20 protein-coding genes and 1 tRNA gene are annotated in these 21,755 nt (G+C 69.9%); 19 read left to right on the top strand and 2 right to left on the bottom strand.

The genetic code is table 11. The features are described 5' to 3' along the window. Nucleotides 1-74 precede the first annotated feature (74 nt). The 6 genes from ACFQVC_RS35325 (at nucleotide 75) to ACFQVC_RS35300 (ending at nucleotide 8,905) form a co-directional block, all read left to right on the top strand. Nucleotides 75-1,481: an NAD(P)/FAD-dependent oxidoreductase gene (locus tag ACFQVC_RS35325; RefSeq protein WP_381838415.1), complete on the top strand. Its 1,407-nt coding sequence runs from the start codon at nucleotides 75-77 to the stop codon at nucleotides 1,479-1,481. Nucleotides 1,482-1,602: 121 nt separating this feature from the next. Continuing rightward, entirely contained in the window at nucleotides 1,603-3,333 is a 1,731-nt protein-coding gene (locus ACFQVC_RS35320) for a sensor histidine kinase (RefSeq protein ID WP_381838413.1), read from the top strand. After that, the gene (locus ACFQVC_RS35315; protein ID WP_381838411.1) at nucleotides 3,330-3,995 is read left to right on the top strand and encodes a response regulator; all 666 of its coding nucleotides are present in this window, start codon (nucleotides 3,330-3,332) and stop codon (nucleotides 3,993-3,995) included. The genes ACFQVC_RS35320 and ACFQVC_RS35315 overlap by 4 nt, the downstream gene beginning before the upstream one ends. 239 nt (nucleotides 3,996-4,234) lie before the next feature. Continuing rightward, on the top strand, nucleotides 4,235-5,017 hold the full coding sequence (locus ACFQVC_RS35310) for an ABC transporter ATP-binding protein (RefSeq protein WP_381838409.1): 783 nt from the start codon (nucleotides 4,235-4,237) through the stop codon (nucleotides 5,015-5,017). 70 nt (nucleotides 5,018-5,087) lie between these two features. Continuing rightward, on the top strand, nucleotides 5,088-7,667 hold the full coding sequence (locus ACFQVC_RS35305; protein WP_381838407.1) for an ABC transporter permease: 2,580 nt from the start codon (nucleotides 5,088-5,090) through the stop codon (nucleotides 7,665-7,667). Nucleotides 7,668-8,110: 443 nt separating this feature from the next. Next, nucleotides 8,111-8,905 carry an NUDIX domain-containing protein gene (locus ACFQVC_RS35300; RefSeq protein WP_381838405.1) on the top strand — a complete coding sequence of 265 codons (795 nt, stop codon included), beginning with the start codon at nucleotides 8,111-8,113 and terminating at the stop codon, nucleotides 8,903-8,905. On the opposite strand, the gene ACFQVC_RS35295 is transcribed toward ACFQVC_RS35300, so the two are convergent. Further along, entirely contained in the window at nucleotides 8,889-9,899 is a 1,011-nt protein-coding gene (locus ACFQVC_RS35295) for a tetratricopeptide repeat protein (RefSeq protein WP_381838448.1), read from the bottom strand. The genes ACFQVC_RS35300 and ACFQVC_RS35295 overlap by 17 nt on opposite strands. An 837-nt stretch (nucleotides 9,900-10,736) precedes the next feature. Between ACFQVC_RS35295 and ACFQVC_RS35290 the strand changes: the two genes are divergently transcribed. The 12 genes from ACFQVC_RS35290 to ACFQVC_RS35235 all read left to right on the top strand — a co-directional run bounded on the left by ACFQVC_RS35290 (nucleotide 10,737) and on the right by ACFQVC_RS35235 (nucleotide 21,186). After that, nucleotides 10,737-11,000, top strand: a complete 264-nt coding sequence (locus ACFQVC_RS35290) for a DUF6284 family protein (RefSeq protein ID WP_381838403.1) — start codon at nucleotides 10,737-10,739, stop codon at nucleotides 10,998-11,000. Further along, complete coding sequence (locus ACFQVC_RS35285; RefSeq protein ID WP_381838401.1) at nucleotides 10,997-11,443, top strand: Pycsar system effector family protein; 447 nt, start codon at nucleotides 10,997-10,999, stop codon at nucleotides 11,441-11,443. The genes ACFQVC_RS35290 and ACFQVC_RS35285 overlap by 4 nt, the downstream gene beginning before the upstream one ends. Next, complete coding sequence (locus tag ACFQVC_RS35280; protein WP_381838399.1) at nucleotides 11,440-12,339, top strand: DUF2637 domain-containing protein; 900 nt, start codon at nucleotides 11,440-11,442, stop codon at nucleotides 12,337-12,339. The genes ACFQVC_RS35285 and ACFQVC_RS35280 overlap by 4 nt, the downstream gene beginning before the upstream one ends. Further along, nucleotides 12,336-13,367: a DNA cytosine methyltransferase gene (locus ACFQVC_RS35275; protein WP_381838397.1), complete on the top strand. Its 1,032-nt coding sequence runs from the start codon at nucleotides 12,336-12,338 to the stop codon at nucleotides 13,365-13,367. Before ACFQVC_RS35280 ends, ACFQVC_RS35275 begins: the two co-directional genes overlap by 4 nt. 41 nt (nucleotides 13,368-13,408) lie before the next feature. Further along, nucleotides 13,409-13,951 (top strand): hypothetical protein, encoded by a 543-nt coding sequence (locus tag ACFQVC_RS35270; protein ID WP_381838395.1) that lies wholly within the window; start codon nucleotides 13,409-13,411, stop codon nucleotides 13,949-13,951. Nucleotides 13,952-14,054: 103 nt separating this feature from the next. Then, nucleotides 14,055-16,172: an ATP-binding protein gene (locus tag ACFQVC_RS35265; protein WP_381838393.1), complete on the top strand. Its 2,118-nt coding sequence runs from the start codon at nucleotides 14,055-14,057 to the stop codon at nucleotides 16,170-16,172. A gap of 204 nt (nucleotides 16,173-16,376) precedes the next feature. Further along, nucleotides 16,377-16,829 carry a hypothetical protein gene (locus tag ACFQVC_RS35260; protein WP_381838391.1) on the top strand — a complete coding sequence of 151 codons (453 nt, stop codon included), beginning with the start codon at nucleotides 16,377-16,379 and terminating at the stop codon, nucleotides 16,827-16,829. Nucleotides 16,830-16,918: 89 nt separating this feature from the next. After that, entirely contained in the window at nucleotides 16,919-17,833 is a 915-nt protein-coding gene (locus ACFQVC_RS35255) for a bifunctional DNA primase/polymerase (protein ID WP_381838389.1), read from the top strand. Continuing rightward, a complete protein-coding gene (locus ACFQVC_RS35250; protein WP_381838387.1) occupies nucleotides 17,830-18,183 on the top strand; it encodes a hypothetical protein in 354 nt (117 codons plus the stop codon). Before ACFQVC_RS35255 ends, ACFQVC_RS35250 begins: the two co-directional genes overlap by 4 nt. Continuing rightward, nucleotides 18,180-19,340, top strand: a complete 1,161-nt coding sequence (locus ACFQVC_RS35245) for a DUF3631 domain-containing protein (protein WP_381838385.1) — start codon at nucleotides 18,180-18,182, stop codon at nucleotides 19,338-19,340. Before ACFQVC_RS35250 ends, ACFQVC_RS35245 begins: the two co-directional genes overlap by 4 nt. 172 nt (nucleotides 19,341-19,512) lie before the next feature. Beyond that, the gene (locus ACFQVC_RS35240) at nucleotides 19,513-19,713 is read left to right on the top strand and encodes a helix-turn-helix domain-containing protein (protein ID WP_381838383.1); all 201 of its coding nucleotides are present in this window, start codon (nucleotides 19,513-19,515) and stop codon (nucleotides 19,711-19,713) included. Nucleotides 19,714-19,776: 63 nt separating this feature from the next. Beyond that, complete coding sequence (locus ACFQVC_RS35235; protein ID WP_381838381.1) at nucleotides 19,777-21,186, top strand: tyrosine-type recombinase/integrase; 1,410 nt, start codon at nucleotides 19,777-19,779, stop codon at nucleotides 21,184-21,186. Between the two features lie 48 nt (nucleotides 21,187-21,234). Here ACFQVC_RS35235 and ACFQVC_RS35230 read toward each other — a convergent pair. Further along, nucleotides 21,235-21,308: transfer RNA gene (locus ACFQVC_RS35230), tRNA-Thr, on the bottom strand. Between the two features lie 191 nt (nucleotides 21,309-21,499). Between ACFQVC_RS35230 and ACFQVC_RS35225 the strand changes: the two genes are divergently transcribed. Beyond that, complete coding sequence (locus ACFQVC_RS35225) at nucleotides 21,500-21,745, top strand: phosphopantetheine-binding protein (RefSeq protein ID WP_381838379.1); 246 nt, start codon at nucleotides 21,500-21,502, stop codon at nucleotides 21,743-21,745. The last annotated feature ends 10 nt before the right edge of the window (nucleotides 21,746-21,755 follow it).

Genomic DNA, 21,755 nt, shown 5'->3' with positions numbered 1-21,755 from the left:
GGCGCTCGCAGCGTGCGGGCTCACCGTCGAAAGCCCCTGTTCCGGGAGCCGAAGGTCCCGTAGCCTTCCGCGCCATGACCCAGCCGCACACCGCCCGCACCGTCAACGGTTCCGTCTCCCACTGGTTCGCCCAGGAGGGCCTGCCCGAGCCCCGCGAGCCCCTCGCCGGGGACGCGAGCGCCGATGTGTGCATCGTGGGCGGCGGCTATACGGGGCTGTGGACCGCGTACTACCTGAAGAAGGCCGTGCCGTTTCTGCGGATCACCGTCCTGGAGCAGAAGTTCTGCGGCTACGGCGCCTCCGGACGCAACGGCGGCTGGCTCTACAACGGCATCGCCGGGCGTGACCGCTACGCCAAGAAGCACGGACATGAGGCCGCCGCCCGGCTGCAGCAGGCCATGAACGACACCGTCGGCGAGGTCGTCCGGGTCGCCGCCGACGAAGGCATCGACGCCGACATCCACCACGGCGGCGTCCTCGAAGTCGCCTGCACCCCCGCCCAGCTGGCCCGCCTGAAGGCCTTCCACGAGGCCGAGGTGGCCTACGGCGAGAAGGAACGGCTGCTGTTCGGCGCCCGCGACACCGCCGCCCGGATACGGGTGGCGGGCGCCGTCGGCGGCACCTGGACCCCGCACGGCGCCCGTCTGCACCCCGCCAAGCTGGTCACCGGTCTCGCCGCCGCCGTCGAGGCGCTCGGCGTCACCATCCACGAGTCGACACCCGTCACCGAGATCAAGCCGAAGCACGCGGTCACGCCGTACGGCACCGTGCGCGCCCCGTACGTGCTGCGCTGCACCGAAGGATTCACCGCCGCGCTCAAGGGCCTGCGCCGCGAGTGGCTCCCCATGAACTCGTCGATGATCGTGACCGAGCCGATCGCCCCCGAGCTGTGGGAGTCCATCGGCTGGGAGGGCCGCGAGACCCTCGGCGACATGGCGCACGCCTACATGTACGCGCAGCGCACCGCCGACGACCGGATCGCGCTCGGCGGCCGCGGCGTCCCCTACCGCTTCGGCTCGCGCACCGACAACGACGGCCGCACCCAGGCCGCCACGATCGACGCCCTGCGCGAGATCCTGGTCCGCTTCTTCCCCGCGCTCGCCCGCACCGGCATCGACCACGCCTGGTCCGGAGTCCTCGGGGTGCCGCGCGACTGGTGCGCCACCGTCACCCTCGACCGCTCCACGGGCCTCGGCTGGGCGGGCGGCTACGTCGGCTCCGGCGTCGCCACCGCCAACCTCGCCGCCCGCACCCTGCGCGACCTCGTACAGCAGGACTCGGGCCAGGGCACCGCGACCCCGCTGACCGAACTGCCCTGGGTGAACCACAAGGTCCGCAAGTGGGAGCCGGAGCCGCTGCGCTGGCTCGGCGTGCAGGGCATGTACGCCGCCTACCGCACCGCCGACCGCCGCGAAGCGACCTCCGCCACCGGAACGACGGACCCCATCGCGACCTGGGCGGACCGCGTCTCGGGCCGCTGAGCCGTCGGCTGCTCACCGCCGCCCGCGGCGGCCGGCTCTGCCTTTCGGCAGAGGCCGCCTCGCGCACGATCCGACCCGAGGTGCACGGAAAACCCCCGGCCCGCGCCCGATAATCGACCGTATGCCCTCCCCCATGCGCCTGCTGTCCGCGGACCGCAGTCCCTTCGCCGCCCCCGGCGAACCCGGCCGGCGGCTGTGGCGGGCCGCCGCCGAGGCGGTCTGTGCGGGGTTCCTCGTGCTGCTCACGTACCAGGGCGTGCAGGGACTCGGTGACCGCCTTGCGCCCGAGGCCAAGGTGGTCCTGGTCCTCATCGCCCTCGGGCTGCTCGTCGTACGGCGGCGCCATCCGGTCGCGAGCGCGCTCGGGCTCAGCGCCGTCATGGGGATGGTGCCGGCCACCGGGCTGCTCACCGCCATCGCCTCGTACACCGCGACCCGGCAGCTCGGCGTCGCACGGCAGCGTGCCGTCGTCCTGCTCGCGGGCAGTGTCCTGGCCATCGTCGGCTGCGGTTTCTTCGCCCCCGCCACCGGTGTCGGCAGCCGCCCCTTCGGGGTCGCGCTTGGCGCGGTGCTCGCGGCGACCACCGTGCTCGTGCCCGGGCTCGTGGGCACCGCCGCCGGCCAGCAGGACCGGCTGCTGCTCGCGCTGCGCGAACGTACCGCCGCTGCCGAAGAGGCCAGACGGCAGGCCGACAGCGCCTCCCGTATCCACGAGCGGTCCCGGATCGCCGCCGAGATGCACGACCTCGTCGGGCACCGCCTCAGCCTGATCTCCCTGCACGCCGGCGGCCTGGAGATGGCCCTGCAGAAACAGGCCCCCGAACTGCGGGACGAGGCCTCCCTGGTGCGCGGCGCGACCCAGGACGCCATGCGCGAGCTGCGCGAAGTGCTCGGTGTCCTCGGCCCGTTGGGGCGCGACACCGGCACCGACGCCCTCACCGACGCCACCGGCACCCGCGCCGACATCGAGGCCCTGGTCGCGGAGTCGCGCGGCGGCGGCGTCCTCGTGGAGTTCTCCTGGGACGGGCCCGACCTCGACAGCCGTGAGGCCCGCGTACGTCGTGCCGTGCACCGGGTCGTACGGGAGTCCCTGACGAACGTCCACCGGTACGCCGCCGGGGCCCGGGTCACCGTCCACCTCGCGCACGGCGACGAGCAGGTGGAGATCAGCGTGCGCAACGGCGCCCCGCCCGTGGGCACGGACACGACGGCGCAGATCGGCACCGGGCGCGGCCTGACCGGTCTGCGCGAACGCGTCGCGCTGCTCGGCGGCACCCTGGAGGCGGGCGCCACCCCCGGCGGCGGCTTCACGGTGTCGGCGGTCATCCCGGCGTCGCCGGACGCGGCCGCGGGCACGGAACCGGCCCCCGCGGCCCTCGCAGAGCACCCCGAAGTGCCGCCCGCGCAGCCCCTGTCCGGTGTGCAGCGCCGCCTCGCCGACGCCGCGACCGGGCTGCTCGGGCTCGCCGGCATCGGCGTGATGATGATGTTCGGGATGGTCCTGGTGGACCAGGCGAAACCCGGGCCCGACTACGCGAACCCCGAGGAGCCCCGCGTGGGCATGAGCCGGGAGGAGGTGGTGCGCGCCGCCTACGGCGACAGCGACCAGGCCCGCGCCGCCGCGGCCGGACGTGAGCCCGCCCGCCCGGCGGGCACCACCGACTGCCTCTACCCCTACACCCCGTCCGGCCCGGAACAGGACCACAGACTCCAACAGCTGCGCGCCGAAGGCCGGTTGGAGCTTGTCCGCTACTGCTTCACGAACGACACCCTGACCGCCATCGACCGCTTCACGGTGCCCATGGTCACCGAGCCCACCGACAGCGCCACCCGCCCCCAGGAGCAGCCATGACGTCCGACTCTGTCCGTGTACTCCTCGCCGACGACGAGGAGATGATCCGGCACGGCGTACGGCTGATCCTGCGGCACGCCGACGGCATCGAGGTCGTCGGGGAGGCCGCCGACGGCGCGGAGGCCGTCCGGCTCGCCGCCGAACTCCGCCCGCAGGTCGCCCTGGTGGACATCCGGATGCCGGTACTCGACGGGCTCGCGGCGATCGAGCAGCTGACCGCCCTCGACCCGGCGCCCCAGGTCGTCATGCTGACCACCTTCGGCGACGAGGAGAACGTCACCCGCGCCCTGCACGCCGGCGCCACCGGTTTCCTGCTCAAGGACGAAGGGCCGCAGGAACTCATCAGCGCGGTGCGCGCCGCCGCGAACGGCGACGCCGTGCTGTCCCCCGGCGTGACCGGCACGGTCATCAAGAGGATGCTCCAGGGCGGCGGTTCGCCCCGGCCGGGCGCCGTGGACCAGCGCCTGGCCTACCTCACGGAGCGCGAGCGCGAGGTCCTCGTGATGCTCGGCCAGGGCCTCGCCAATCTGGAGATCGGCCGCCAACTGGGCATCGGCGTGGGCACGGTGAAGACCCATGTCGGTGCCATCCTGGAGAAGACGGGGTGCGGCAGCCGCGTACAGGCGGCGGTCCTCGCCCACCAGGCGGGCCTCACCTCCTGACCGCCTCTCCCCCCCCTTCCGGTGCCCGGGATGTGTCTGACCTAAGGCAGAGGAGCCGTCCCTCCGAAGGACTACGCGTCCCCCCTCCGCCCGACTTTCGGCAGGCCCCGCATTCACGCCCTGAGACCTACGAATCGGGGTGGTGGGCGGGCCGAGGATGAAGAGGAGCCGACCGGCAGCCGCCGGCCGGCCTTCGTATCCCGCCCGGTATCCCGCCCCGAAGTCCCAGGAGAGCAGCCATGTCCCAGGCCGCCGCCCCCGCCCCGATCCACTCCCCGGCGACCGCAGCCGCGGCCCGCGCCACCGACCTGAGCAAGGTGTACGGCACCGGCGAGACCCGGGTCGTCGCGCTCGACTCGGTCTCCGTGGACTTCGGGCGCGGCCGGTTCACCGCCATCATGGGTCCCTCGGGCTCCGGCAAGTCGACCCTGATGCACTGCATGGCGGGGCTCGACTCCCTCTCCTCCGGCTCGGCCCGGATCGGCGACACCGAGCTGTCGAGCCTGAACGACCGCCAGTTGACCCGCCTTCGCCGGGACAAGGTGGGCTTCGTCTTCCAGGCGTTCAATCTGCTGCCCACGCTCACGGCGTACGAGAACATCACGCTGCCCATGGCCATCGCGGGGCGCAGGCCCGACCAGAAGTGGGTCGACATGATCGTGCAGACGGTGGGCCTTTCGGGGCGCCTCAGCCACCGTCCGAGCCAGCTCTCCGGCGGCCAGCAGCAGCGGGTCGCCGTGGCCCGCGCCCTGGCATCCCGGCCAGAGATCATCTTCGCGGACGAGCCGACCGGCAACCTCGACTCCCGCTCGGGCGCGGAGATCCTGGGCTTCCTGCGGGAATCCGTACGGGAGTTGGGCCAGACCGTCGTGATGGTCACCCACGACCCGGTGGCCGCGGCCTACGCCGACCGCGTCGTCTTCCTCGCCGACGGCCGGCTCACCGACGAACTCCTCGAACCCACCGCGGAGGGCGTACTCGACCGGATGCGGCTCTTCGACTCCAAGGGCCGCACGAGCTGAACCACCGGCTGAGCCCATCGCCTTACGTCGCCGCCCGCATCCTCCACGTATCCCAGGACTGACACCCACCATGCTGCGAACAGCCCTGCGCAACGTTCTCGCGCACAAAGCCCGGCTGATCATGACCGCCCTCGCGGTCATGCTCGGCGTCGCCTTCGTCTCCGGGACGCTCGTCTTCGGCGACACCGTCACGAGTGCCTTCAGGGGCGCCGCCACCAAGAGCCTCAAGGACGTCGCCGTCTCCGTGGCCGCCGAGTACGTGCCCGGCTCCGACGCCGGCGAGCAGAAGCCCGGCGACGACCACCGGCGCACCACCGTCCTCGACACCAGGCTCGCCGACAAGATCAGCGCCCTGGACGGTGTCACCTCGGTACGGCCGACCGTGGGCGGCAACGCCACCCTCGCGGGCAAGGACGGCCGGCCCGTCAACGCGGACAACAGCTGGCAGAACCTGGCGTCGAACTACGCGCCGGGCGACGACGGCACGGACGCCCGCTACCCCCTGCAGCAGGGCCGCGGCCCCGCCTCCGCGGGTGAGCTCGCGCTCGACGCGAAGACCGCCGAGAAGGCCGGTTACCGGCTCGGCGACACCGTCCGCTTCGCCACCGACGGACCCGCCCTGACCAAGAAGCTGGTCGGTGTCGTCGGCACCGACGACCCGCGCGTCACCGCGGGCGGCACCCTCGCCCTGTTCGACACGAAGACCGCGCAGGACCTGTTCCTCTCGCCCGGCCAGTTCGACGAGATCGCCGTGGGCGCCGCCGCCGGCACCGACGAGAACGCCCTCACCGGCAAGGTCAGGGAGCTGCTCCCCAAGGAGGGCGCCACGGCCAGCAGCGGCACCGAGCTGGCCGCCGCGCAGTCGGAGCAGATCGCCGAGAACACCAAGTCGCTCACCAAGCTGCTCCTGGTGTTCGCCGGAATCGCCCTGTTCGTGGGCGTGTTCATCATCGCCAACACCTTCACGATGCTGATCGCCCAGCGCAGCCGTGAGATCGCCCTGATGCGGGCCGTCGGCGCCTCCCGCCGCCAGGTCGTACGCTCCGTCCTGATCGAGGCCGGGCTACTCGGACTCATCGCCTCCGCGGTCGGCTTCGCCCTCGGCCTCGGTATCGCCGCCGGTCTGCGGCCGCTGCTCAACGCGGGCGGCGCGGGCCTCCCCGACGGCCCCCTGGTGATCGCGCCCGCCGCGCTCGTCTGGTCCCTGCTCGTCGGCGTCGTGGTGACGGTGCTTGCCGCCTGGCTGCCGTCCCGCAAGGCCGCGAAGATCGCCCCGGTGGAGGCGCTCAACAGCGTCGAGGCCCCGACTCCCGTACGCGGAATGGTCGTTCGCAACACCATCGGCGCCCTGCTCACCGGCGCCGGCGTCCTGGTCATGTTCTATGTCTCGACCCTCGACAAGGGCGACGAGGCGGACCTGATGATCGCCATGTTCGGCTCGTTCCTGACCCTGACCGGCATGATCGTCCTGGCCCCGCTGCTCTCCAGGCCGCTGGTCGCCGTGGCGGGCCGGGTCACCACGCGGCTCTTCGGCGTCAGCGGCAAGCTCGCCAAGGAGAACGCGCTGCGCAACCCGCGCCGCACCGCCGCCACCGCCTCGGCCCTGATGATCGGCCTGACCCTGATCACCGGTCTGACCGTGGCGGGTGCGTCGGCCGACGAGGCCGTCAAGAAGGAGACGGTGCAGGGCCTGACCGCCGACTACAAGGTCACCAACTCCTCGTACCGCGGCCTCGACCCGAAGCTCACCGGGAAGGTCTCCTCTCTCCCGGGCGTCGCGTCCGCGGCCGCGCTCGCCTCCACCGGCTTCGACCTGCGGGGCGAGTTCGGCACCCTCACCGGCGCCGACCCGAAGCGGCTCGGCGAGGTCGCGGACCTGGACTTCACCAGCGGCTCCGCCGCGGACATCGGCCCCGGCAAGGTCGCGCTCGCCGACCCGGTCGCGAAGAAGGCCGGCCTGAAGACCGGCGACAGCTTCGAGACCGCACTCGACTTCGGCGACAAGAAGCAGCGCCTCACGGTCGTCGGCACCTACGCGCAGAACCGCGTCGTCGGCGAGGCCCTCGGCAGCCTCGACCAGGTGCTCCCGTACGCCATGGGGGACAAGCTCGACAGCATCCTGGTGAAGGCCGAGCCCGGCAAGGCCGCGGGCCTGGAGAAGGAACTGCGCGAGGCGCTCGGCAACAGCCCGCTGCTCGCGGTGCAGAACCAGGAGCAGCTCACCAAGCAGCAGTCCGGCGCGATCAATCTGATGCTCAACATGATGTACGGACTGCTCGGCATGGCCGTCGTCATCGCGGTGCTCGGCGTGATCAACACCCTGGCCATGTCGGTCTTCGAGCGCACCCGGGAGATCGGGATGCTGCGCGCCATCGGCCTCGACCGCAAGGGCGTGAAGAGCATGGTGCGCCTGGAATCGGTGGTGATCTCCCTCTTCGGCGCGGTCCTCGGCATCGGCACCGGCATCTTCCTGGCCTGGGCGGGCGGCAGCCTGACGGGCGCGGGCCTGCCGACCTACGAGACGATCCTCCCCTGGGCCCGCCTCGGTCTCTTCCTGCTCCTGGCCCTCGCGATCGGCGTCCTGGCCGCGATCTGGCCGGCCCGCCGCGCGGCCCGCCTCAACATGCTGCAGTCGATCAACGCGCAGTAGCCAGGAGCGCCCCGGCACACCGCCAACAAATTCCGTACGCGAACGCCCCGGCCTCAAGGAGACCGGGGCGTTCGCCCTGCTGGAGCCCCCTGTCGGATTCGAACCGACGACCTACGCATTACAAGCTGTCCGATCTTGTTCCGCCGACGTCCATGAGCATCCACGAACAGCGTTGCCCCGCTGGTGAGTTGGCTATCCGTCCCCCTGTGGACACCCACGGACAAGCCCGGATCTCGATGCGACTGAGACCAGGATTGAGACCGCAGTCCGCCTAGCAGATGCAGCAGGAACGCGGTTTTTCCGATCGGCGGGTGGCCATGCCGCGCTCACGCGACCTGGCGGGGCTCCCTGCCCTCCCCGTACCTTCCACCCAGGCCGGAGGCAGTGTGACCCTTGCCCGATACGCTGGTACGCACCACCTGAGATCGGAGAGTGCTCCACGGATGGGACCGAAGTCGACGCACGCTTACGAGACGATTCGCGCCCGGATCGCCTCCGGCGAGTACGCCCCAGGCGAGAAGATCCCTTCGGAACGGACGCTCGAAGCAGACAGAGAGCTGGACATCCGTCGTACGGCGCTGCGGCAAGTGCTGGCCCGCCTCGTCTCCGAGGGTCTCTTGGAGGTCTACGGCCGGAGTTCCTACCGGGTCCCCGGCGGCGTGAGCGTCGAGACGCCTACAGGGTTGGAGCCGTGGCAAATCCACGGTGAGCGGGACCTCTACGACAACCGGTGGGTCAAGCTTCAGCTCTGGGATGTCGAGCCACCCGGGGTCGAGCGCTTCGAGCATCACGTGGTCAAGCTTCAGCACGTCGCCATTACCGCAGTCCTGGACGACCAGGACCGAGTGCTAATGATGTGGCGGTACCGCTTCGTGCCGCAGCAGTGGGGATGGGAACTCCCCGGCGGCATCGTGGACGAGGGCGAGGAACCGGCGGATACGGCGCTGCGGGAAGTCGTGGAAGAGACAGGCTGGCGCCCGAAGTCGGTGGAGCACGTCATCACGTATCAGCCCATGGTCGGCATGGTCGACTCGCCTCACGAAATCTTCGTCGGGCAGGGGGCCGAAGAGGTCGGTGAACCCACCGACCTCGAAGAGGCGGGGCACATCGAGTGGGTGCCGCTGGCCGATATCCCAGGGCTCATGGCACGTGGTGAGCTCTTGGGGTCGGGAACCCTGGTCGCCCTGCTGCACATCCTGGCGAACCGAGGCAAGTACGGGGTCACAGCCGCGAACTGAGCAGGTCAACCCGGCGGCGCTGGCGTACGGAACCGGTGCGGTTCGCCAAGAGCCGCGCTTGTCTCAAGTGAGTATTCGCGTCGTCGTACTCGGCTCGTGCCAGATGAGCTTGAGCCAGGTCGGCGTGGAGTCCGGCCTGTGCGCGGACAAAGGTCGGGTCCACTACGTCCAGCGCCGCGTACAGGCTGGTCACCGCTTCGCCATCGCCCAACAGGCCGAGGACGTTGCCTCGCCACCGGGTCAGGTGGCCGTCATTCAGAAAGATGCTGAGCATGTCCGGGTCTCGGTCCTCGGGTCCCGGCGGAATGCTCGCCATGGCCGCATCGAGCGCCCGTCGGCAGTCTGCGGGCAGGCCGGCATGGGCGCACATCTCCGCTTCGGCCGCGTACAGCCACGCCCGAAGGCGGGGCGATCCACCTGTGCCCAGAGTCCGTTGAGCATCGCGGACCAGCTCTAGACCCAGTGCCGGTCGGCCAGCCGTGCAGAGTACGTACGCCTGCTCGCCCATCGCGTGAGCGAGGTACATCGGTGCTTCCGCGTCGTGCGCGGCCCGCTTGGCAAGCTCGTAGTGCCGCCAAGCCCGCTCGATGGCGCCTGAGTCGATCGCTTGCCATGCGGCAAGTGTTGACGCTCCTGCGAGCGCGAGCGCCACGGGGCGACGTGCGCTGGGGAGGACCGCGAAGTTCAACGCGTTCTCCATCGCGGCAAGGTGCCCTGTCATCTGGTCTATGAGACGGGACGCGCCCATCTCGCGGTCCTGGGTGCGTAGTAATTCGGTCTGGTCGTTGAACGACTTCACCATGGACTCGCTGACGCTGCTGGCCATGTCGATCCTGGCCAGAAGGTCGTCGTACCCGTCTGCGGTCTGGGACGGCACCACGGTGGGTGGGCCACCTCTCAGTTCCGCGTCCGTAACCCCAAGGAGCTGACGCAGGATCACGGCGTAGTGATCCGAGATGGTGCGCTTGCCGTTTTCCCAGGCGGACACGTACACGCGCAAACTCGCGGTCGCCGCAACGTCCGTGACGTGGTGCCGGGCGTACTTCTCGATCTCGTGCACCAGTCGTTCTTGAGACCAACCACGTGCCTTACGTGCGCTCTGAAGTCCTGAACTCACAGGCCACCGCCCGGCGATAGTTCCGCTCGCTGACCCTCCCAGCATGCCCTACGTCGCCGCAGGTCAACAGGGGTTAACAGCACCGGAGTTAAGGCCTGTTGGCTACCGGAACCCCTCCCTGAACGGGTCTTCTAGAGGTGCACCAGGGCGGACATTCTCCGCTCGAACCGACGAAGACCCTTGACTCTGGTGCGCACCAGATGCACTCTACTGGTGCGCACCAGTTGAGGAGTCGCCTCCGATTCACGGTGTGCAAAGGAGTCGGCCTCCATGCGCCGCTCCCAAGCAGAAGGCGGGGACGCTGCAATCCCGCTGAAGGCCAGGGGACAGGGCTTATGGCCCGACTGGCGAGGTGGCCCGGTGACCGCGAGCAACGGCCGGAGGGTGGGGACGAGGTCCCCCTTGCAGTGCAACTCCCCTGTTCAGCGAACCCGATAGGAGTCCGTCATGGGGCTGTCCAGAAAGGCGTCTGACTCGACGGCCTAAGGGCGAGTGCCCGCAGTGCTGGAACCACGCTCATAACCCTCAGATCCACCGGGGTCTGAGCGCGGATTGTCCGCAGTGCGTGGACCACATGATCAACGGCCACCCCGGCATCAACCGACGCTGACCGCAGACCAATCGACCTTTCACCTTCACAACGGCGCGCGCCCCCGGAGCTGCAACTCCGAGGGCGCTGTAGGGCCGTTCCACCTGCTAGGGAGAACACGACCCATGGGCCACATCGTCACTGTTCAGGACGTTGTTACTGCGTTCGCTCCGGATCTGGAGCCCACGGGCGCGGAGCTGGACGCGATCGAGCACGAGATGCCCGTGATCCGGGCGGAAGTCGAGCTGCTGGACGTACAGATCATCAGCCTCGACCGCACCCCGAGCGAGCTGGACCGGCGCAGGCTGCGTCGGGCTCACCGCAGGGTGCTGGTCGCACGGCGCAACCTGGCCAACCGCACCAACGAGGTTGCGGGGGTGAGCGCGTGAGCACCCAGGAGCGAAACCCGCTGGCCGCGCTCGCCGAAGTGAAGGCGGAGATCACGCGGACCGACACCAAGGCCGGTCTGCTGCTGGCGTTCGTCGGCGCCGTCCTCGCCGGTGCGTGGACGGTCGCCAAGGACACGCCCCTGACCGCCCCGGCCTACGTGGTGGGTGGTCTGGGGATGGGGCTGTTGGTGGCTGCGGCGGGCATGCTGCTGCGCTCGGTGCGCCCGAACCTGGGCGGCCGCCATGGCTTCCCGTTGTGGGCCACGCTCACCGCCGAGGAGATCCGTGCCCGACTGCGCGAGGACGTGAGCGCGGATGTGGCGGGGCTGTCGCGGATCGCGGTCGTGAAGTTCACCGGCCTGCGCCGTGCGGTCGATCTGACCTGCGTGGGTGGGGCGCTGCTCATCCTCGCCGCGCTGCTCACCGCAGGGGGTGCGGCATGAACCTGAACCGCAAGGGACGCGGTGCCCTGGTGCTGGCTCTGGTCGTCGTGGTCGGCATGGCCTTTCGCGTCTCGTGGAACGCGCTGCGCGACATCGCCAACGCGGTCGGCGCGGACGAGACGGCCGCACGGCTGTACCCGTTCGTGGTCGACGGCCTGATGGCCCTGGCCCTGGTCGCCACCCTCGTACTCGCCGGGCGGGATCGGACCTTCGCGTTGCGGGTGCTGGGCACCTACACCGCCGCCTCCCTGGTCCTGAACTACGTGCACGGGCTGGTGCCGGAGCTGCACGGCCGATCGGTCGACTGGGCCCGGCTGGCCGATTGGGACCCGGCCAACTGGGCGCTCGTGCTGCTCGCCACGTCACTGCCGGTCGGGTCGATCTACTTCGGATCGGATCTGGTCGCCAAGGTCCTGCATCAACGCGTCACGTCGATCGACCGACCGAACGCGAATGCGGAGGAATCGACTGAGACAGCCATTAATCGGTCTACCGTTGACCTCGCGGAATCCACTCCCGCACCGGTCGCCGCGAACCCTCGGGAGCTGCCGCGTCCGGTCACGGTCGGCTTCCTGAAGTCGGCTCTCCCGCTCAAGCCCGCACCCGCGATCGAGCCGGGCCCGGGGGACTCGATCGCGCCGGTTGCGGTGGCTGCGGAGTCGACTCGACCGCGCCGCGCGACAGGTCGTGTCCCGGACGCTGCCCGATCACCCCGACCCAAGCGCAGCCGGGAACAACTCCTCGCCGAGGCAAGGTCGGTGACCGCCGAGTGGCCGGTCGAGAAGCTGACCGCAGAGGGCATCCGGCTGGCGGTGCACACCTCGCCGAAGAACGCCCGGATGCTGCGCGAGACGCTGCGCGCTGAGCGGGCAGCCGGTGATGGAGCGGCGGCATGAACGGGCTGCGTATCGGCTCGCTCTGTACCGGTTACGGCGGCCTGGACATAGCCGTCCAGGCCGTCTTCGGCGGGGAGCTGGCGTGGGTCGCGGACAACGACCCCGGTGCGAGCCGCATCCTGGCCCACCGCCACCCCGGGGTGCCGAACCTGGGCGACATCACCGCCGTCGAATTCTCGCGCGTAGCGGCGGTCGATGTCGTCTGCGGCGGCTATCCGTGCCAGCCGTTCAGTTCCGCCGGCAAGAGGAAGGGAACCGCCGATGCCCGGCACATCTGGCCCCACATCGCCCGTGCCCTTGGCGTTCTACGACCCCGCTACGCGGTCTTTGAAAACGTCGCAGGGCACCTTTCTCTCGGATTCAACTCCGTCCTCGCTGACCTTGCCGCCCTCGGGTTCGATGCGCGGTGGTGCACTCTTCGCGCATCTGACGTGGGAGCGGCTCACCAGCGCAACCGACTGTTCGTCCTCGCCTGGGCTGCCGACTCCGGCGGCGAGGGACTGGCGGGGCGGCGGACAGCGGGGGCAGCTTCCGACCGCCGTCGGCTCACTCCTACCGACGCCATCGACTTCGGAGAACACCGGCCCCGGGCACGCCGCACAGGGCGGGATGAACCTGCGGCACGTCGTCTCCCTGCTGCCCACCCCGATGGCGTCGGCAAACGAGAACCGGCAGACCAAGCGCAGCCCCTCGCAGGAAGCGGGCACGCGCGGCAAGAGCCTGGCGGCGGAGATGGCCAGCCTTCCGACCCCGGCGGGATCGACTGGGGCGAGTACGGCCCGGCCGTCGCCCGCTGGGAAGAAGCCCTCGGGTGCCCCGCTCCCGGGCCAACTGACGCTGTGGGACGCCTGAGCCCCGTCTTCGTCGAATGGCTCATGGGCCTGCCCGCCGGCCACGTCACCGACGTCCCCGGCCTGTCTCGTTCCGCACAGCTCAAAGCGCTGGGCAACGGCGTGGTCCCGCACCAGGCCGTTGCCGCACTGCGCTTTCTCGTGCCCGCCGCTCTTCCCGTCCGTTCTGCCGCCTGAGCTGCGGCAATTCATCTTCCGGAGACGCTGTGAAGTTCACCGTGAGCACCTTCAAGCTGTCCGGCTACAACTCCACCCTGCGCACCGCCAAGCGCCTGGCCGCGCAGGCGGTCCCGCTGGTGGAGCGGGCGGTGCCCGGCCGGATGCCGAACCTCCAGATCACCCTCACCACCCCGCGCGGCATGGCCGAACTGGCCGTCGAAGCCGAAGCCGAGCTGGCCGGTGAGGTCGACAAGCGCGCCAAGGCCCGCGAACTGCGCGACGCCAACCGCATCGCCCGTGACCACTCCGGCCGCGCCGTCCCCCTCGTCGACGGCGGTGTCCTGGTCGCCATCAACGTGGAACAGCACCGCACCGAGGCTGAGTTCGCCGTGACGCTCGTGCATGAGCTGGTCCATGCCATGCAGTTCTCCCGCAAGGGCGTGCGCGAGCGCGTGGTGCGCGAGGTCCGTGACGCGTTCGGCGTCGAGAAGCAGTCGCGGCGCCAGGCTCGCGAGCACGAGCGCGCGCTGGAGGACGAGGAGCGCGAGGCCTACGGCCACGAGTACCTCGCCAACCAGCTCATCGACGCCGCCGCCGCCTAGATCCCTCTCGCACGGCGCCGGGACGGCTGTCCCTGCCAGGAAACCGGCCGTCCCGGCGCCTCTCCCTTCCCGCCCCCGCAGGGGGCAGTCAGGAGCAACCAGCATGAGCGACAACGTCGTTCACCTCTACAAAGACCCCCAACCTGCCCCCGAGCAGGACGCTCCCGCACCCCTGACGGCCGTACCGGACGCCCCGGATACACCGGTCGTGCCGCTGTGGGTGCGCTCCGGGCAGGCCATCAAGCGCCTGGCCACGGATGAGCGCACCGCGACGGCGTGCCGCTTCGCTGTCCGCCACGGCCTGTACGCGTGGGGCGGCACGAGGATCGTGGCCCGCCGGGCCTGGGACGGGCGCACCGCCGCCCGCTACGAACGGATGCTGCGCACGGCCGAAGCGGCCGGGAACTATGAGGCCGCGACCGAGTGGGAGGAGCGCGGGCAGCGCTTCCGCGACGCCCGCCACCGACGCCGCATGGACCTGCTCACCGCCCCCATCGACGCCGCCAAGGGCGCGGCTGCGGGTGCCGGCATGTTCGCCGGAGGACTGCTCCTGCTCGGCATCGTCCTGGCCGTGGCGAACGAGGACTTCACCGAGATCGCCACCCCGACCATGGCCGTGGTCCAGCTCATCCAGTGGCTCGTGCTTGTCGTCACGGTCGTGTGGGGGCCGCTGGTGACGATCGGCCCGTGGGCAGCCCTGATCGGCCTGTGGGCCGTCGGCCGCCACCAGCAAGCCGCACCCCAATGGGCCCTCCCGGCCAACGTCCGCAGCGGCGAGGGTGAGCCGATCACCCCGTCCATCGTGGTCAAGGCACTGCGGGATCTGGGCATTGCGCCCTTGCGCAACGCCATCAAGGAGATGGGGGACGCCGGGGCGTCGATGCTGGGGCCGATCCGGATCGCCGGATGCGGTGTCGAGGTCGATGTCACGCTGCCCTCGGGGGTATCGACGGACCAGGTGCAAAACCGCCGCCGCAAGCTCGCGGAGAACCTGTCCCGGCATGAGCACGAGGTGTTCATCACGATCCCGCAGGCGGCCCGCACGGTGCGGCTGTGGGTGGCCGACTCGGGTGCGCTGGATGAGCCGATCGGGCCGTCCCCGCTGGTCACCGACGAGACCCTGACCGCCAACTACAAGACCGGACGCGCCCCTTGGGGCCAGGACCTGCGCGGCGACGCGGCAGCGCTGAGTCTGTATCAGCGCCACCTGCTCATCACGGGCCTGTCCAACCAGGGCAAGACCGCCGCCCTGCGTGCTCTCGCGCTGTGGCTGGCCCTCGACCGCACCGTGGAATTCCGCATCGCCGACCTCAAGGGCGCAGGCGACTGGGCCATGTTCCTGGGCCTGGCCACCGTCCTGATCCAGGGCCCCACCGACGAACACGTCATCGAGGCCACCGAGATGCTCGAAGGCGGCGTGCGCGAGATGGAACGCCGCCTCCAGGCCCCGCCCGGCACCGAGTTCCCGCCGCTGATCCTGCTCGTGGACGAGGCGCAGGTGGCGTTCATGTGCCCGCTGCTCGATGAGGACAGGAAGCCATACGGCGGCTCGAAGGCCACCTCCCGGTACTTCATGGCCGCCCGGAAGATCCACAACCAGGGGCGGGCGGTCAACGTACTGCTCATGGAGGGCACCCAGGACCCGACTGACCAGAACCTTCCCAAGCTGGTCCGCGAGGGCGCCCACACGCGCGCCTCGCTGGCCCTGGGCACCGAGTCGCAGGCCCGTATGGCGCTGGGGGACAAGGCCGTTGACGGCGGTGCCGCGCCGAACCTGCTGCGTCCCGGCCTGGACAAGGGCACGGTCGTGGTCGCCTCCGACGGCATCGACATCCCCGCCGGGCAGTCCTCCATCACGGTGCGCACGCACTACGTCGACACCGAGCAGGCCACCGTCATCGCCGAGCGTGCCAAGGCGCTGCGCGACGGCGTGACCACCCTGCACACGGTCACCAGCGATGAGGCGCGTGACCCGCTCGCCGACATCGCCTCGGTCGTCGGCGACGCGTCCCGAGTGCTCACCAAGGACGTGCTGCAGCGGCTGACCGCGCTGAACGAGGACGCCTACGGCAAGTGGTCGTTCCTCGACCTCAAGCGCGTGCTGGAGGGCACCGGAGCGGAGCCGTACAAGTCCGACGGCCGCATGGTCATCGGCCGTGACCGCATCGCCCGCGCTCTCGCCAACCGGCCCGATACGGATTCCGCTTCGGCCGCTGAGTAGAGGGAGCCGCGCCCCGCACGGGTCAGGGAGGCAGGGAGAACTCCCTCACCCCCTCCCTGACCCGCCTCCCTCGCCCTGACCAGCACGAATGATCCATCAGGGAGGCAGGGAGGCCCGCAGGTCAGCACCCCTGAAACCCCCTCCACACGCACCCCGACAGGGGGTATCTCTGCCTCCCTGAACTCTCCCGAGAAGGGATTCCGCATGCTGCCCGAACACCCCGACTGGCCACCCATGACGCGCGCCCCGAACGTGCACCAGCCGATGCCCGTCAACGTCGTTCCGGCCGCTCCGCCGGCGCCCGCACAGCCCCGCACCGTGGCGGCGGTGCAGTCCGTCGTACTGCCCGACGGCCGCGTGGTCACCGGCTACGCCATCGAACCGCACAAGACCGAACCCGTGGCCGCGAAACCGCCCGTCTCCCGCACCGCCGTGAACATCGCGCTCGGAGGTGTCGGCTTCGCCGCCGTATGCGGCGGACTACTCCTGCTCACCACGTTCATCACCGCCCTGGCGGCCCTGGTGCAGCAACTCATCATCCTCGCCGCCGTCATCTTCGGCGGCTGGATCGCCGTGCAGGTCTTCGGCCACGGCGACAGCGGGACGACGGTCAACATCCGCAAGGCCATCTTCAAGCGCAACCACTTCCACAGCTAGCTACGCCAAGGGCGGCCCCCGCATCTCGCCAAAGAACCGGGGCCGCCCTTGCCAGCCAGCACCCATCACAGGAACTGGAGACCTCCAGCATGACCCAACCCACCGACACGGCGCGAGCCTCACACCTGGAAGCCGCACTCAGCGCCGCTGAGCGCGGCTGGCACGTCTTCCCCCTGCGCTCCGGCAGCAAGCGGCCTGCCCTGCACGGCGAGAAGACATGTGCCGGCACCGGCCCCTGCGCCAACGGTCACCTGAAGTGGGAGCAACGCGCCACCACCGACCCGGACCGCATCCGCGCAGCCTGGTCACAGACCCCGTTCAACATCGGCATCGCCACCGGCCCCTCCGGCCTGCTGGTCATCGACCTCGACATGCCCAAGGACAAGAGCAGTTCGGACGCCCCTGACGGGGCGACCACCTTCCGTGCGCTCTGCGAGCGCGCCGGACACGCCGCCCCCGACACCTACCGGACCCGGACCGCGAGTGGCGGACAGCACCTGTACTTCACCGTCCCGTCCGGCATCCGTCTCACCAACACCGCAGGCAAAATCGGGGAGTTGATCGACACCCGTGCATGGGGCGGCTACGTTGTCGCGGCGGGCAGCACCACCCCCGCTGGAGCCTACGAAGCGCTGAGTGCCCCTGTGGCGGCCCCTCTGCCTGTCTGGCTCCAAACCATCCTGCAGCCCGCACCCAAGGCCCCACAGGCCCCGTGTGTGGCTGTAGCGGGGCAATCACGGAGTTATGCGGAGGTAGCGCTCACCAACGAGGCACGGAACGTGGCTGCGGCTCAAGTCGGCGAGCGGGAAGGGACGTTGTTCCGCGCGGCGCGCGCCCTGGGGCGGTTCATCGCATGGGGCGACCTCCCCCGGCATGTGGTCGAGGAGGCTCTTCAGGAGGCAGGAGAGACGGCCGGCCTGTCCGCGTCCGAGTGCCGCTCGACCCTGCGCAGCGCCCTGAACTGGTCCATTGCCCACAACCCGGTCAGGCGGGATGCGGCATGACCACCCACCGCCATCCCCCTCTGAAGAGCCTCACCCGCCACGACGACCCACACGCCGCCCCACAGCCTGTGGACACGACGGTCGTAGGCGAGCCGAAAGGCGTCGCCCGTCAGGGCGTCCGCACTGCTTGTGGTCCTGACCCGCACGTGGGCGACAGGCGGTACGCCGTCGCGTGGCTGCACATCGACGCCCCGCGCGGCGCCACCCCCACCGCCACCTCGAAGTGCGCGTGCGGACGCGACCGCAGCGCCATCGGCCACGGCCGGGTGCTCGCGCTCATCAACGACCACACCACCCACCGCACCGTGTGCCCCCTGCGCAACCCCCAGGAAGGAAGGGCCGCCGCATGACCAACTCCATCGACGGCGCCGCACTCCTCAACGAAGTGGAAGCCTTCCACCGCCGCTTCAACGTCTTCCCCACCGACGCCGCCTACGTGGCCGTCGCCCTGTGGGACGCGCACGCGCACCTGCTCGACTGCTTCGACTCCACCCCGCGCCTGGCCTTCCTGTCCCCCGAGCCGGGGTCGGGCAAGTCACGGGCCCTGGAGATCGTGGAAACGCTCGTGCCGCACCCGATGGTGGCCGTCAACGCATCCGCCGCCGCCCTCTTCCGCGCCGTGTCCGGGGCGGACGGGCGGCCCACGATCCTCTTCGACGAGATCGACACGATCTTTGGCCCCAAGGCCGGAGACAACGAGGACCTGCGCGGCTTCCTCAACGCCGGACATCGCCGAACTGGCGTCACCTACCGGTGCATCGGGGACGGCGGCAACCAGACCGTGCAGGCCTTCCCCTCATACTGCGCCGTCGCGGTCGCCGGACTCGGGTCCCTGCCGGACACGATCCTGACCCGCTCCATCGTCATCCGCATGCGCCGACGAGCCCGCAACGAACGCGTGGAGCCCTTCCGCGCCCGCCTCCACGAGGCGGAGGGGAACAAGCTCCGTGACCGGCTCGCTCAATGGGCGGAGCAGGCGCGGGGGTTCGTACTGGGGGCGTGGCCGGAGATGCCCGACGGTGTCACCGACCGCCCCGCCGATGTGTGGGAACCCCTGCTCGCCATCGCGGACGCCATCGGCGGTGACTGGCCGGAGCGGGCCCGCGAAGCATGCGTGACGCTGGTCAAGGCCGCGCAGCACACCGACAAGCACAGCCTCGGCATTCGGCTGTTGAGCGACCTGCGCGACCACGTTCTGATCGGCGTGGACAAGCTGCCCACCATCGCGATCCTCGACCGGCTCAACGCCCTCGACGACGCTCCGTGGGCCGACCTCGACGGCAAGCCCCTCGACAACCGGCGCCTTGCCCGGATGCTCGGGGAGTACATGACGGCCGACAACGCGCCGATCAAGTCCCGCAACATCCGCACGGCGGGCGGGGTGCTCAAGGGCTTCCATGCCGAGGACCTGGCGGACGCATGGGCGCGCTACTGCCCACCCCCTCCCCAGGACTCCGCTACATCCGCTACACCGCTACAGCCCAGCTCAGAGCCCCTGAATCTGTAGCGGCACCGAAGCGTGTAGCGGCTACGCGCGCTACGCCGTGGCGGGCGCGTAGCCGCTACACGCGATCTCTCCGCTACAAGAACGCCCCCGCTGACCTGTGATGTAGCGGCGTAGCGGCTGTAGCGGACTTCTGAGAGAGCCCCCGCGTCACCGACCCCGCACGGAGGCACTGATGGCCACCGCGATCCAGCGCTCCGACCAACTGCTCTACACCCCGAAGGAAGCCGCCGCCGTACTCCGCTTCGGCCGCTCGACCGTCTACGAGCTGATGGCGGCCGGCGCCCTGAAGTACATCAAGCGCGGCCGTTCCCGCCGCATCAAGCGGTGCGACCTCGAAGCGTTCGTAGACAGCCTCGAACCGCAGCTCAACTAAACAGACGCCACCCGAGGCGGCCCCGGGCTTCGGTCCGGGGCCGCCTCTCGCATGGAGGAGCACATGAGCCCCCGCAATCCGAACATGGAGTCGTCCATCTACTTCGGCAACGACGGCTGGTGGCACGGCCGCGTCACCATGGGCATCAAGGACGACGGCAGTCCCGACCGCCGCCACCGCCGCGCCAAAACCGAGACCGAAGTACGCCGTAAAGTCCGGGCCTTGGAGAAGCTCCGTGACCAAGGACGGGCGCCCAAGGCCGGGCGCGTACCGACCGTCGCTGAGTGGATGAACACGTATCTCACCACCATCGCGAGCCTGAAGCTCCGACCACGCTCCCTCGATGACTACTGGTCGAAGACGCGCAACGACATCAATCCGGCCCTGGGGAAACACCGGCTCAACAAGCTGGCACCAGAGCACCTGGAGAAGGCATACGCCGCGATGCTCGCTGAGGGGCACGCCGCATCGCACGTACTCAAGGTGCACCGCATCCTGTCCCGAGCCCTGAAGATCGCCCACCGGCGCCGGATCATCACCGAGAACGTCGCCACGCTGGTCGATCCTCCGTCCGCCGAAGAGACCGAAGCGAACCCCTTCACGAAGGGCCAGGCCACAGCCTTCCTCGAAGCTGCCGCGAAGCGCCCCACCTTCATGCGGTGGATCGTCGGCGTCGGCATGGGGTTCCGGCAGGGCGAGACCCTCGGTCTGCGATGGAGGTACGTCGACCTGGAAAACGAGCTGTTCCACCCGCAATGGCAGCTTCAGCGCCTTACTTGGCGTCACGGCTGCACGGACGCGCACGCTTGCGGCGCCCGACTACACCGCTTCTCCCCCTGCCCGCCCGACTGCACCGCACACGCGGGCTACAAGCGCGGTTGTCCGAAGCCCTGCACAAAGACCTGTACGAAGCACGCGAGCACCTGCCCCGAGCGCAAGGGCGGCGGACTCGTCTTCACCCGCCCCAAGACGAAGAAGAGCCAGAACCCCGTGCCGATCCCTCCACCGTTCATCCCGTACCTCATCGACCACAAGGCAAGACAGGACGAAATGCGGGCCGCCGCAGGCGACCTCTGGGAGGAACACGACGCGGTGTTCACGAGGCCAGACGGCCGGCCTCTCGACCCTCGGGCGGACTGGGACGAGTTCAAGGAGCTGCTCGAAGAGGCAGGGATCAGCGACCGGCGCCTCTACGACGGCAGTCGCCACACCGCAGGCACGATCCTGAACGAGCTGGGCGTCGACATGCCCACCATCATGGAGATCCTTCGGCACACCCAGATCAGCCAGACCCGGCGCTACGTGAAGGGTCGGAACGAGCTCACCAAGGACGCCATGCGCCGCATGGGAGACACGTTCATGCCGAAGCCGGAAACCCCCGCCAAGGGCCTCACCGAGAGCCCTACTGAGACCAAAACTGAGACCACGAACGCAAAGGCCGCTCGGGCCAAGCGCCGCCGCCGCATCAGGTAGAAGGAAAAACCCCAGGTCAGTCCTGACCTGGGGTTTTTCAAAGAAGAGAGCCCCCTGTCGGATTCGAACCGACGACCTACGCATTACAAGTGCGTTGCTCTGGCCAGCTGAGCTAAGGAGGCACATCACGCACCGGACAGGCCATGCGCGAAGGCTTCCACACTCTACACAGAGCCACTCGCGGACGGCCACGGAGTAGTGCCGGAGCAGCGCGGAGGCGGCCCACCCCCGGCCCACCGTCGGCGTATCGCTTGATAGAAACGGAACCGGCGCTTGTTCGAATATACGAGAGCGGCGAGAGCGAGGGGTGGACGTGGAGTCAGCGGCGGGAGAGACCACGGCGAGGGTCGCGCACATCATCACGGAGGTGCTCGGCACCGATGGCGCGCCACTCACGGAGAACTTCTACGACCTCGGCGGATCCTCGCTGCAGGCCATCAGGATCTGCACCCGGATCAGCCGCGAGCTCGCCCTCAAGGCCGCGCCGGAGGATCTCTTCGAGCACGACACCATCGGCGACTTCTGCACGGCCCTGATACGGGCGCAGAGCCGTGAGTGACAGAGCCGTG

The organism is Streptomyces monticola (assembly GCF_042665355.1).
In the GTDB taxonomy this organism is placed as follows: domain Bacteria; phylum Actinomycetota; class Actinomycetes; order Streptomycetales; family Streptomycetaceae; genus Streptomyces; species Streptomyces monticola.
This window is presented reverse-complemented; position numbering and strand designations above follow the sequence as displayed.

What these genes read in the sequence shown, in the direction of transcription:
- ACFQVC_RS35290 (WP_381838403.1), top strand. Translation starts at nt 10,737, where the DNA reads ATGGGCCACATCGTCACTGTTCAGGACGTTGTTACTGCGTTCGCTCCG.
- ACFQVC_RS35250 (WP_381838387.1), top strand. Translation starts at nt 17,830, where the DNA reads ATGACCACCCACCGCCATCCCCCTCTGAAGAGCCTCACCCGCCACGAC.
- ACFQVC_RS35235 (WP_381838381.1), top strand. Translation starts at nt 19,777, where the DNA reads ATGAGCCCCCGCAATCCGAACATGGAGTCGTCCATCTACTTCGGCAAC.
- ACFQVC_RS35315 (WP_381838411.1), top strand. Translation starts at nt 3,330, where the DNA reads ATGACGTCCGACTCTGTCCGTGTACTCCTCGCCGACGACGAGGAGATG.
- ACFQVC_RS35275 (WP_381838397.1), top strand. Translation starts at nt 12,336, where the DNA reads ATGAACGGGCTGCGTATCGGCTCGCTCTGTACCGGTTACGGCGGCCTG.
- ACFQVC_RS35260 (WP_381838391.1), top strand. Translation starts at nt 16,377, where the DNA reads ATGCTGCCCGAACACCCCGACTGGCCACCCATGACGCGCGCCCCGAAC.
- ACFQVC_RS35255 (WP_381838389.1), top strand. Translation starts at nt 16,919, where the DNA reads ATGACCCAACCCACCGACACGGCGCGAGCCTCACACCTGGAAGCCGCA.
- ACFQVC_RS35280 (WP_381838399.1), top strand. Translation starts at nt 11,440, where the DNA reads ATGAACCTGAACCGCAAGGGACGCGGTGCCCTGGTGCTGGCTCTGGTC.
- ACFQVC_RS35240 (WP_381838383.1), top strand. Translation starts at nt 19,513, where the DNA reads ATGGCCACCGCGATCCAGCGCTCCGACCAACTGCTCTACACCCCGAAG.
- ACFQVC_RS35300 (WP_381838405.1), top strand. Translation starts at nt 8,111, where the DNA reads ATGGGACCGAAGTCGACGCACGCTTACGAGACGATTCGCGCCCGGATC.
- ACFQVC_RS35325 (WP_381838415.1), top strand. Translation starts at nt 75, where the DNA reads ATGACCCAGCCGCACACCGCCCGCACCGTCAACGGTTCCGTCTCCCAC.
- ACFQVC_RS35265 (WP_381838393.1), top strand. Translation starts at nt 14,055, where the DNA reads ATGAGCGACAACGTCGTTCACCTCTACAAAGACCCCCAACCTGCCCCC.
- ACFQVC_RS35310 (WP_381838409.1), top strand. Translation starts at nt 4,235, where the DNA reads ATGTCCCAGGCCGCCGCCCCCGCCCCGATCCACTCCCCGGCGACCGCA.
- ACFQVC_RS35305 (WP_381838407.1), top strand. Translation starts at nt 5,088, where the DNA reads ATGCTGCGAACAGCCCTGCGCAACGTTCTCGCGCACAAAGCCCGGCTG.
- ACFQVC_RS35320 (WP_381838413.1), top strand. Translation starts at nt 1,603, where the DNA reads ATGCCCTCCCCCATGCGCCTGCTGTCCGCGGACCGCAGTCCCTTCGCC.
- ACFQVC_RS35245 (WP_381838385.1), top strand. Translation starts at nt 18,180, where the DNA reads ATGACCAACTCCATCGACGGCGCCGCACTCCTCAACGAAGTGGAAGCC.